Annotated in this window: 13 protein-coding genes and 1 pseudogene; 13 read left to right on the top strand and 1 reads right to left on the bottom strand. The window is 49.1% G+C overall.

The annotated features are described in order from the left end of the window. The 12 genes from NE547_RS17535 to NE547_RS17590 form a co-directional block, all read left to right on the top strand. The coding region (locus NE547_RS17535; RefSeq protein WP_370866863.1) for a hypothetical protein at positions 1-458 on the top strand (458 nt) is incomplete at its 5' end. A gap of 11 nt (positions 459-469) precedes the next feature. After that, entirely contained in the window at positions 470-1,246 is a 777-nt protein-coding gene (locus tag NE547_RS17540) for a hypothetical protein (protein WP_154042258.1), read from the top strand. Positions 1,247-1,734: 488 nt separating this feature from the next. Further along, on the top strand, positions 1,735-3,141 hold the full coding sequence (locus tag NE547_RS17545; protein ID WP_024725221.1) for a hypothetical protein: 1,407 nt from the start codon (positions 1,735-1,737) through the stop codon (positions 3,139-3,141). Between the two features lie 232 nt (positions 3,142-3,373). Then, complete coding sequence (locus tag NE547_RS17550; RefSeq protein WP_024725222.1) at positions 3,374-3,640, top strand: type II toxin-antitoxin system RelB/DinJ family antitoxin; 267 nt, start codon at positions 3,374-3,376, stop codon at positions 3,638-3,640. Beyond that, the gene (locus NE547_RS17555; RefSeq protein ID WP_024725223.1) at positions 3,640-3,900 is read left to right on the top strand and encodes a Txe/YoeB family addiction module toxin; all 261 of its coding nucleotides are present in this window, start codon (positions 3,640-3,642) and stop codon (positions 3,898-3,900) included. Before NE547_RS17550 ends, NE547_RS17555 begins: the two co-directional genes overlap by 1 nt. 17 nt (positions 3,901-3,917) lie before the next feature. After that, positions 3,918-4,166, top strand: coding sequence for a hypothetical protein (locus NE547_RS17560; protein WP_024725224.1), 249 nt, complete (start codon positions 3,918-3,920; stop codon positions 4,164-4,166). A gap of 117 nt (positions 4,167-4,283) precedes the next feature. Then, positions 4,284-5,060 carry a ParA family protein gene (locus NE547_RS17565; RefSeq protein WP_024725225.1) on the top strand — a complete coding sequence of 259 codons (777 nt, stop codon included), beginning with the start codon at positions 4,284-4,286 and terminating at the stop codon, positions 5,058-5,060. Then, entirely contained in the window at positions 5,053-5,352 is a 300-nt protein-coding gene (locus NE547_RS17570; RefSeq protein ID WP_024725226.1) for a hypothetical protein, read from the top strand. The genes NE547_RS17565 and NE547_RS17570 overlap by 8 nt, the downstream gene beginning before the upstream one ends. A gap of 107 nt (positions 5,353-5,459) precedes the next feature. Next, entirely contained in the window at positions 5,460-5,984 is a 525-nt protein-coding gene (locus NE547_RS17575; protein WP_024725227.1) for an RNA polymerase sigma factor, read from the top strand. Beyond that, positions 5,981-6,685: a DUF4367 domain-containing protein gene (locus tag NE547_RS17580; RefSeq protein ID WP_024725228.1), complete on the top strand. Its 705-nt coding sequence runs from the start codon at positions 5,981-5,983 to the stop codon at positions 6,683-6,685. Before NE547_RS17575 ends, NE547_RS17580 begins: the two co-directional genes overlap by 4 nt. A 100-nt stretch (positions 6,686-6,785) precedes the next feature. Further along, positions 6,786-7,148, top strand: coding sequence for a hypothetical protein (locus NE547_RS17585; RefSeq protein ID WP_154042256.1), 363 nt, complete (start codon positions 6,786-6,788; stop codon positions 7,146-7,148). Positions 7,149-7,309: 161 nt separating this feature from the next. Continuing rightward, positions 7,310-8,296, top strand: coding sequence for a phage tail tip lysozyme (locus NE547_RS17590; protein WP_024725229.1), 987 nt, complete (start codon positions 7,310-7,312; stop codon positions 8,294-8,296). 67 nt (positions 8,297-8,363) lie between these two features. Here NE547_RS17590 and NE547_RS17595 read toward each other — a convergent pair whose 3' ends face one another. Then, positions 8,364-9,002: a hypothetical protein gene (locus NE547_RS17595; RefSeq protein ID WP_154042255.1), complete on the bottom strand. Its 639-nt coding sequence runs from the start codon at positions 9,000-9,002 to the stop codon at positions 8,364-8,366. 865 nt (positions 9,003-9,867) lie between these two features. Here NE547_RS17595 and NE547_RS17600 point away from each other — a divergent pair. Further along, positions 9,868-10,559, top strand: a pseudogene (locus tag NE547_RS17600) (hypothetical protein); the annotation flags it as partial.

Genomic DNA, 10,559 nt, shown 5'->3' on the forward strand with positions numbered 1-10,559 from the left:
CGGCGGAGCTGACGCCAGCAGACGTGAAGCGCCTGGGGATGCTCCAGGACGCCCGGTTGTTCCAGGGGGAGTATTTTACCCACGTGAGGAACGGAAAAGGCGGCAGAGAGCGCCTGAGCCCCATTATCGGCCCAAATGCGGCGCAGATCGTCCAGAGGATACAGGAGACGCCGGGCGAGGAAAAGGTATGGCAGCACGTCCACCAGAGCGCCGATATTCACGGCTACCGGGCCGAGTATGCAACGGCCATTTACAAGGCCCACGCCAGGGCAATCCAGGATATCCCCTACGACCGGATAAACCGTGGGACGGGACGCCGGTATCAGAGCCAGGTTTACACCTGCAGGAAGGACGAGGCCGGGCGAAAACTGGACAAGGCGGCCATGCTGGTATGCAGTAAGGCCCTGGGACATAACCGGATCAGCGTGGTGGCCGACAACTATATCCGAGGGCTATAAAGGGGGATACCATGGTCGAGTTTGCTAAAAGCAGAGGCTTTTTGGGATACGGGGTTTTGCCTGGAGGTCGAAATGACAAAGATAGCAGCCACGCGGTGCTCCCTCTGGCGGAATACGACGAGCTGCTTCGCCGGATTGCCGTGGCAGAGCGTGATAAGCATGAGGCGATCGAGCAGGCAAAGAGGACGATAGGAAGAGAACGGGCGGCCGCCGAGCAGCGGGTCAGGGAGGCCGAGGAGGCCGCGCAGGAACAGGTGACGGCCATGGAGGAGAAGCTGACCAGGGCTGAAAAAGAGGTCAATTACCAGAAGGGCCTTAACGCTAATCTACTGCGGATTTCAAGGGAGCGGGCCAATGCCGACCGGAGTCTCCGGCCAAAGAAGGAGCACACTGGGTATGCGGTGGTTCGCTCCATGGAGAAGGAGTACCGCTATAAAATAAGCCGCCATAGCTGGGGAAAGGTAATGCTTTGGGAAACTGTGATACAGAGTCCCTATTCAATGGAGTTTACCGAGGAGCAGGCCAGGAAGCAGATCAGGAGAGAACTACTTCGGGATAAGACCGGCGGGGACTGGCTGATTGGTAAAGTAGGGATTCGGGTGAGCTGCGACCTGGAGTTTGAGGACATGATTCAATACAGCGAATGGTGGGAGAAAAATAAAGACGAAAACATAATGATGAAGCGGAAGTTAAATCTAAATGGCCGGAGTGGCTATTGGGAGGTAGTTTTTTACCACACCCGGCCCCTGGGGCCTGTACCGGAGGAAATGAGGCCCTGCGTGCGTTGACCTTCCTCCTGCAGCACAAAAGAAAATAGCTCGGCTGGAGGACTTGAAAAGGCCTGTCCAGCCGAGCTATAATAAAGTCGAAAAATAGGGAAAAAAGTATTGATAATATATGCCGAGTAAGAGGGGCAAGGGGACACTGGAAATAGGCGAGAAAATCGCTTTGACGAATATGGGGGAAAAAAGTATTGATAATATATGCCCCCCTCTGGGCCTTTAGGCCCTCAAAAAGTCTCTTAAAATTCTCTCTCGGACGGAGAGAAAGTCGGAAGGGAAAAGGGGGGTGGGCGGAGGCTGTGGTAATGTGGTAAACCCGATAGGGTTTTCCATCATTTCCACAGCTGGAGCCAGGGGGGAAAGGGGAAGGTGACTTTCTCTTTAAGGCCCCGAAGGGGCCGCTCTTGGCTTCCCCTTTCCCCCCTTCCCGCCCGCAGGCGTTCCCCGCCGTAGCGGATTTTCTTTTTGCTACTTTTTCTTTTGGAGGTGAGCGTATGGTTATGGATCAGCAGGCTGCTATGGAGCGGTTACAGGAATTGTACCGGGAAAAGAACGAGCATTTGGAGAAGTTCCTGGAGCCGGTCACGCCCTTTGAGTTCTACCGAGAGATCTTCCCCGTGGGCAGCTTTGAACGGAAGGGCCATTTTGAGGATGCGAAGGGCAACGGGATTGCGGTAACGGTGCCGCCGAAGGCTGCGGGGATTGCCCTGGAGATCAAGGAGGAGGGCAAGGCCAAACGCTATACCATCACAGATGAACTGTCGGAGCTGTCGGAGGTCTACGACACGGATTTTACCATCATGTCTCCTATCTCCTATTTCGGGCGTCAGCGGTGCGGCAAAAATGCACGGTATCTCTATGCCCTGGTCTTTGACCTGGATGGGGTGGGGATGCCCCAGCTCCGGGACACACTGCACCAGATGAACAATGATATTCTTCCCCAGGCAACCTTTGTCGTAAACAGCGGAACGGGGCTTCACTTGTATTATGTGCTGCAGGAACCGATCCCTATGTACCCGTACAATCAGAAATGCTTGAAGGAGCTGAAATATTCTCTTACCCGGCAAATATGGAACAGGTATACCTCCACCATCAAGGAACCGCAGGTTCAGGGTATTTTGCAGGGCTTCCGGGTGGTCGGTTCCGGTTCCAAGTTGGGCCGGGAGTATCCTGTAACGGCCTACCGGCTCGGCGGGCGGGTGACGCTGGAAAAGCTGCTGGAGTTTATCCCTGACAGCAACGGGGAGCAGCAGCGGCTCCTGGGCCTCATGCGGAAGGGGCGGCTCTCGCTGGCCGAGGCGAAGGAGAAATACCCGGATTGGTATGAGCGGCGGGTCGTCAAGAAGGAGCGGCGGGGCCGCTGGACGGTCAAGCGGGATCTCTATGACTGGTGGCTGCACCGTATTGCCGATGAAATCCGGGTTGGCCACCGTTTCTACGGTATTATGACGTTGGCGATTTACGCAATGAAGTGTGGGATCAGTGAGGAGGAGCTGCGCCATGACGCCTTCTCCCTGTTGAAACCCTATGACGATATGAGCGTGGAGGATATCAACCGTTTTACGAAGGATGATGTAGTGTGCGCTCTGGAGATGTTCAATGAGGACTATGTGACGTTTCCGAGGGACGATATAGCGAAGATCTCCGGACTGACTATGCCGGTTAATAAGCGGAACTGGCGTAAGCAAGCAGAGCATTTGCGCAGGGCGCGGGCCGTCCAGATGGTTGATTATCCGAATTTTGAGTGGGCTGGTCGCCCGTCGGCTCAAGACCGGGTGTATGAGTGGCGTCAACAGAACCCGGAGGGCCGTAAGGCCGACTGCCACCGGGATACGGGCCTTGACCCGAAAACGATCCGCAAGTGGTGGAATTGCCCACCTCCGGCTGCGTGTCCAGGATGAGGAATAGGGGCGTTTTCCGGCCTCTGGACGGCCCAGGAGGGCCGTTTCCGCTTCTCTGAAGGTAAACAACCACCCCCCTATCTACAGCGGCCAAAAAGCTTTGCAAATCAAGTGGTTTATGCCCCCTAAATGGCTACATACAGTGGGCTAATGTGTAACAAAGATGTAAAGAAAAATGCTTGTATTTTTCTTTACTTTTGCATATACTATGAGTAGGAAAGGAGTGTTGGACATGGCACACACGGTCAATGTTAATTTTAAGTTGGATGAAGATGTAAAAAAAAGAATGGAACGCGCCTGTACCGAGATGGGCCTTTCCATGAGCGCAGCCTTTACGATGTTTGCAAAGAAAGTCGGCAGGGAGTATCGCATCCCGTTTGAGGTTTCGGCTGATCCATTCTATTCGGAAAGTAACCTCCGGCACCTGGAGAGCGTCATGCAGGATGTGAAGGCTGGCAAGGCCCGCTTTGCCGAGCATGACTTGATTGAGGTAGACTGATGAGGCTGTTGTGGGAGGATCGGGCGTGGAGTGAGTATCTGTACTGGCAGACACAGGACAAAAAGACGCTGAAACGGATTAACGCGCTGATAAAGGATATTCAGAGAAGCCCCTATGAGGGAATCGGTAAGCCGGAGCCGCTGCGGGGCAACCTGAGCGGCTGGTGGAGCCGTCGCATTGATGAAACTAATCGTATCGTTTACTATGAGCAGGGAGAGGTCATTTATATTATCTCCTGCCTGGGCCACTATGATGATTGAGAAAGGAAGGGACGATTATGAGCTGGGATAAAGAAAGGATCGCGCAGTTGCAGCTCCCTGACCCAGCAGATGCCGATCCGCATCCCCGCCTGCTCCTGGAGGGATACGGCATACACGCCGGACAGTGGTTTACGGCCCTGTTCCCTGACGGGTGGCACGACATTACCCTGGAAGTGTCTTGGGAGCCGGAAGGCCCTGGCTGCTGGTACATATCCACGCCGGGATTTGAGGGCGTGTGTCCTATCGGCCTATTTGTGAAGGTATGAAAATGGCGAGGCTTTCAGCCTCGCCATTTTTTACTTGCTATAAGTTATATATATGATATAATTGAGATAACTTAAATAAGTTAAATAATTTATATAATTGAAAAAGGAGTAGAGACAGTGAAGGTAATTGCAATCGCAAACCAGAAGGGCGGGGTGGCCAAGACCACCACGACACACAACCTGGGGGCTGCTATGGCGGCTGCCGGGAAAAGGGTGCTGCTCATTGACCTGGACAGCCAGGCCAGCCTGACGATCAGTGTGGGCTTGGAGCCGCTGGAGGTGGAGCGGACGATCGTGGATGTGCTGCGGAAGGATGGGACGCCGCTCATGGAGTGTGTGCAGCAGCTTAGTGACCGGCTGCACATCGTCACGTCGATCATCGACTTGGCGCCCATGGAGATGGAACTGCTCTCCAGAGCCAGCCGGGAGAAGATTTTAGACCGGGCGCTCCGGGAGGCCAGGGGGCAGTATGACTATATTTTGATTGACTGTCCGCCGCAGCTCTCTATCCTGACCATCAATGCCCTGTCCTGCGCCGACGGAGTGGTGATTCCAGTCAAGACGGATTACCTGGCCTACCGGGGGCTGACACAGCTCCAGGACAGCATCCAGGAGATCCAGGAGCTGATTAACCCGGAGCTGAAGGTGCTGGGGGTGATCGCCACGCTGTACGATACAAGGGTGGGCGATGACCATGACATCCTTGATCTGCTTCAGAAGGAGTATAATCTGCTGGGCGTGATTAAACGGCTGGCGGTGGCTAAGAAGGGGATTTATGACGGCTTGGCGGCTGTAGAGCAGGCCCCCAGCAGTGAGCTTGCGAAGGAATACGTGGCCATAGCAAACATGATTATGTCCGGCAGGGAGAAGAGGGAGGAACAGGAGCATGAGTAAGCTGGAGGAGCGGGAGAGCCGCAGGAGATCCGCTACCGTTGGGAAATTCGTGGAGCAGCCGCCCATGGCGGCCACCAGCTCCGGTCGGCGGGGCCGGCCGAAGGAGGATCGGGAGCTGAAGAAGCGGATTAGCCTCTCGGTGCTACCCAGCGTGTACGAGGATATTCAGAAGATCGCCTATGTGCAACGGCGTAGCGTGAGCGAACTGATCGGGGAGCTGTTGGAGGGATACCGTGTGGAACATAAGGCAGAAATTCAGAGGTATGGAGAAATAGAAAAGCACTGTGTCTAAATATCTACAATTACGTTTTCAAGATGTCAGTGCTATTACGAGATGGGCTTGTAGACTATTTATCATAGGACTGATAGATCTCAGTAAAAGATAGGAGTGAGAAACTTTTGCTGATTTTTTTATCAATGCTGGAAAGTGATGAGGAAAGGAGACTATTTACAGATTTATATAATCAATATGGGAATATGATGCTGCACGTGGCGAAGCGTTATTTTCCAAAAGATATGTATGCGGCAGAAGACGTCGTTCAAAATGCGTGGATACGTGTAGTAGATCATTTTCAGAAAATTCAAGCTGTACCGAGTAAGAAAAGAGGGGCGTATCTCGTTGTTATAGTAAGGAATGAGGCTATTACAGCCTTGAGAAAGCAAAAGCCGGAATTACAATTCGATGAAAATTTTGTAGAAGGATATATTGATTTAGAAAATGATAATACAAGGTCAATTATAGATACAATACGCGCAATGCCAGATATATATCGGACAGTATTAGAAATGAGATTTGTAGAAGAACGAAGCACTAAAGAAATTGCGAAGGCGTTGTCATTGAAGGAAACAACAGTAGATGTTCGGATTCACCGAGGCCGGGCGCTGCTTATAAGAAAATTGAGAGAAGAGGGATACATAAAATGACGGAAGGAGAAGAAAATATTATTATTAAAGGGGTTTTATTGGAAGCTATTTCGAGAGACTTTTCGGAAGAACTCTCTAATAATAAAGAGGTTTCGGTATCTCCACGTTTCAAACGACAAATGATGGCAATGATGAATAACCCCAATAAATGGGCAGAGCGGCACAAGAGAGATTATAGGAGGCGATTTGTAAAGGTAGTAGCAACAATCGTCTTGACGTGTTCTTTGCCCTTTGGAGTTTTGACGGTAGCAAGTCCGACGGTCAGAGCCGCTGTAATTGACTGGGTTGTAGAATGGTACGAGAGCAGTATCATTTATAAATTTTTTGGAGAGTCGGATTCTACAAAACTGCCCTTATATGAAGTGATAGATCTCCCATTTGATTATACCAGGATAGGAATACCACAAGAGCTCCCTAATAACACGGAAATTATTTATGAAAATTCGGATGGAGAGATATTGAGATTTGAGTATATGCGGGTAGAGGAAGGTTCTGCAATTATAATAGATGCAGAAAATATGGAGGTCACAGAAATTGGCGTCAACGGATGCCCTGGACATCTATACATTTCTGTAGATCCAGAGCAAAGCAACTGTATAACATGGTATGATAATGGAGCAAAGATGCAATTTATAATTGATGGATTTCTTGAAGGCAATGAACTTCAAAAGATGGCAGCTTCCGTTTTACAGGTTGATTGAAAAAATTTGGCGAATCGTGTAAGAAAAGCATCCCCTCTCTGCGTTAGTAGGGTATAAGTGCGAAAGTGTACTTTACTCAAAGCAGAGAGGGGGTGTTTTTATGAAGAAGAGAATTATACCGCTATTCTTTCTGGTGCTGTTGCTGGCGACTGTCATGATTCCGACCTCTGCTGCAATTAGTACGAAAGCGATCTCTGGGAAACCCACTCTAAAGATTGAAGGGACAACAGCATACTGCGTAGGAAAGTACAATAGCGGAAACCGCAACGATGCAATTTCGATTACAGTTACATTGATGCAAGGAAGTAAGGAAATCGCTTCGTGGAGCGCATCAGGGAAAGGCTCTGTTACAATTTCAAAAACCTGTAAGGTTGAAACAAAGAAAACCTATAAATTGGTTTTGTCTGCAACTGTCAATGGAGTAGCTAAACCTGATGTATCTGTTACAGCGACTGCAAAATGAGAGAAACTGGCTCTGCACGTGTGCAGAGCCAAAGGGAGGCCTCCCTTTGGCCTAATGTTTATAGAAGCGGGGTTCCTAAGAGTGTTAGAAGCGGGCGGAATTAACCAAATGAGGGGATTCACCCGGTGCTAAACTATAATGAAAACAGGAGGATTACTACTATGGGATATTACAAGATCAAGTCACACGCGGGAACGGGAAAGCTATTGAATATCGCAGCCTCTGGGCCGATTTCTGGACGTAAAAATACAAATATTTGGGATGAATCCTGCCCGATTGACCAGACTTGGTCGATTGCGTCTCTTGGGAACAATCAGCAAGTTAAGATTATCAATAATCTTTCTTATATGCTGAATGCCAATACCTCTACATGGAATTGTGATGTCTATACCAGCAATAGTGACACCTATGTTAATTTTGAAAAGGTAAGCACGGGAGTATATTATATCCGACTGAAATCCCACCCAGAAAGATACCTAACGGCAGGAGGCACAAAGTCCGGAAGTGATGTTTCCTGGGAGAAACTGTCGACAACGACGGCCGGAAAGAAAGCGCAGCAGTGGAAAGTAACGGCTACATCGTTGCCAACGGTTTATACCAGAGTTACTTCTGGGGCGGATTCTTTGGGAGATGATCAGATGGAAACAAATGCGGAGTACATCTATAATTATCTCAAGAAGAAAGGATTCACCAAGAATGCTATCTGTGGGATTCTTGGAAATATGAACAGTGAGAGTACGATTAACCCTGCTGTATGGCAATCGCTGAATGATATGTATTTGGGATATGGATTGGTTCAGTGGGATGATGGAAAATTGTTTATCGACTGGGCCAAAAAAGAAGGAGTTATCAGTGCGGCAACGGCTGAAGCTGTTAATAGCCTGGCTTACAGTAACCCAAAGAAGTTAATGGATGCAGAATTGGATTATTTGATTGTCAGTATGAATACGGTTGGAAACTGGTTTAAGCCAGATAATAATCAATCTAAGTACGGAACGAGCGAGACTCTTACGGCGAGCCAGTTTAAGGTATCTAATAAAAGCGCAGATATCTTAGCGCGTATTTTCTGTGGACACTATGAGCGGCCCGGAGTTCCGAAAATAAGCGAGCGTGTTGCAAACGCAAAGAAGTGGTATAACTTCTTGTAAAAAATATTCCCCCAATGTAAGGCTGTATCATATACAGACCGCATTGGGGGAATATTTCTTCTGAGAATTATTGTTGAGTTAGAAGAGAGAGATTATCGTCTGTAAAATTGTACCATGTAACATTTTCCTTAAAGCCTTGCTGACTAACTGCAGTTTCAAAGGCTGCTTGTGTTGCAGGGAGCTTATCAACAAAGAATAGAGAAGACTCGCAATATGATATTTTTTCGATTTCATAGCCGCTGGAGGATAAGATAAGTGATCCAATTCCCCAATCTGAAGCTCCGCTGGAAAATATGAATGTACCATCAACTTTTAGATCTGACATAGATCGGCTGACAAGGGTATAGCTGTAAATAGTTCCGCTTTCATCATGTAGTATTATAAAACCGGCTTGATTATTTTCAGCAAGTGAAAATTGCAGGACAACATCTTTAATCCCATTTTGGGTTAAGTCTACTATTGCAAACTGCTGAATTGAAAAAGGGAGATTATCTGAAGTGATAGTTTCCTTCAATTGATGGATATCCAAATAATCACCTGATTCTACATTATAAAATTGTTGATTTCCTTGAAGAACCTTTAGATAGAGTAAATACGGAGAAGTCGTGGAATTTACTGTATGAAAAGTCTTTAAGGATAATGCTGCTATGCCAGATACACATATCGCTAAACAGAGAATTATAATTGGCAAGTTAGGTTTCTTCAATATTATGACCTCCTAAAGAATATTAAGTAGTTACGATTATATGACGAGGAAAAAGAGCTATATCTTACATGGGAGCAGGAAAAAGAGCCTGGATGCAACAGTGGCGTATAACGGTTTACCCGTTTATATAATGAACGGGTAAACCGTTATGCGGTTATCTTTCGTAATAAGTTGACAGTCTGGATTATCTATGGTAACATGACACTGGAGGAAAACGTGTATTTGCAGGGGCTACGAATCAGCAGCCCCTGCAGGAAGGAGGCAGGATCGAACGGCTGCGGCCGGTGTTGGCCGGGAGCTGCAGCAGAGATTTCATGCTCGTCTGGGCGAGGGTAAATAGTAATTAGGCCCAGAGCGTCTTGGCCGGGAGCTGCCGGTCAGGGGTTTAGCAGTTTGCTAATATAGGAGCCGAGATAGGTTTGATACCCCTATATGGTGCGTGGGCTCGCCGCAGTAACCTTTGTGAACTGGTAAGCGCACCATCGACCCCGTATAAGTAATCCTTTTGAAAGTACGGGTAAGTACAACGTATCTGTCCCTATAAACCCTTCGGATAGTAGCTGGCATACTGTAAATCTGCCGGAGAGTAGCTCCCTCTAAAAAGGGGCCGACAGATCCCGAACTGCCGTAGATCTCAATAAACCGGGGCTGCACACATAAGCAGCTCAAAAAAGTGTAGGGGAGAGACCCCAAAACCGTCACACATAAGACGTTAAAAAGTGTACTTTGCCAAATGCCGGGCCCCCATGGGCAGGCAGGCGGCGGCCTTAGCTTTAACTTATATCAAGTATATAATAGGAATACATTAAATAATTTATATAAATTAAATAAATTATATAAGTGATACGAAAGAATGGAGGTAACGGTGGGCCGCAGGAATAAGGCGTACTATAAAGACCTCCATCAGCAAGCCTATGACAAGCTGGTGGGGATGCAAGCCTTTGGGGAGAGCAAACGGGCGGCGGTGGTTGCCGGGACGGATAAGGAGAAGATTTTCTCCTTCAACACTTACAAGAGCTACTGGAAGCACACCAAGTATTTTATCCAGTACATCAAGGAGCATCACCCGGAATGTACCACGCTGAAAAGCGCCAGGAAGTACGTCAACGAGTGGCTACAGGCCAGGGCTGACCAGGGGCTTTCCGCCTGGACGGTACAGTTAGAGGCCAAGGCCATGGGCAAGCTGTACGGCATTTCTCCCGATGATGAAAACTACTTCAAGCCCCCAAAGCGGAACCGGGAGGATATCAAGCGGAGCCGCGGCGACCGGGTGCGCGACCGGCACTTTTCCAAGACCAACAACGACGAGCTGATTAAGTTCTGCAAGGGGACGGGGCTACGCCGGAGCGAGCTGGCGGAGCTGCGGGGGAAAGACCTGGTGACTAGGGCGCAGATTGAAGCGGAGATCTCCAGCCTGGAGAGCCGCCCGACGGCGGAGCTGACGCCAGCAGACGTGAAGCGCCTGGGGATGCTCCAGGACGCCCGGTTGTTCCAGGGGGAGTATTTTACCCACGTGAGGAACGGAAAAGGCGGCAGAGAGCGCCTGAGCCCCATTAT

Origin of the sequence: Flavonifractor sp. DFI.6.63 (assembly GCF_024462255.1) — a bacterium.
Classification (GTDB): Bacteria; Bacillota; Clostridia; order Oscillospirales; family Oscillospiraceae; genus Lawsonibacter_A; species Lawsonibacter_A hominis.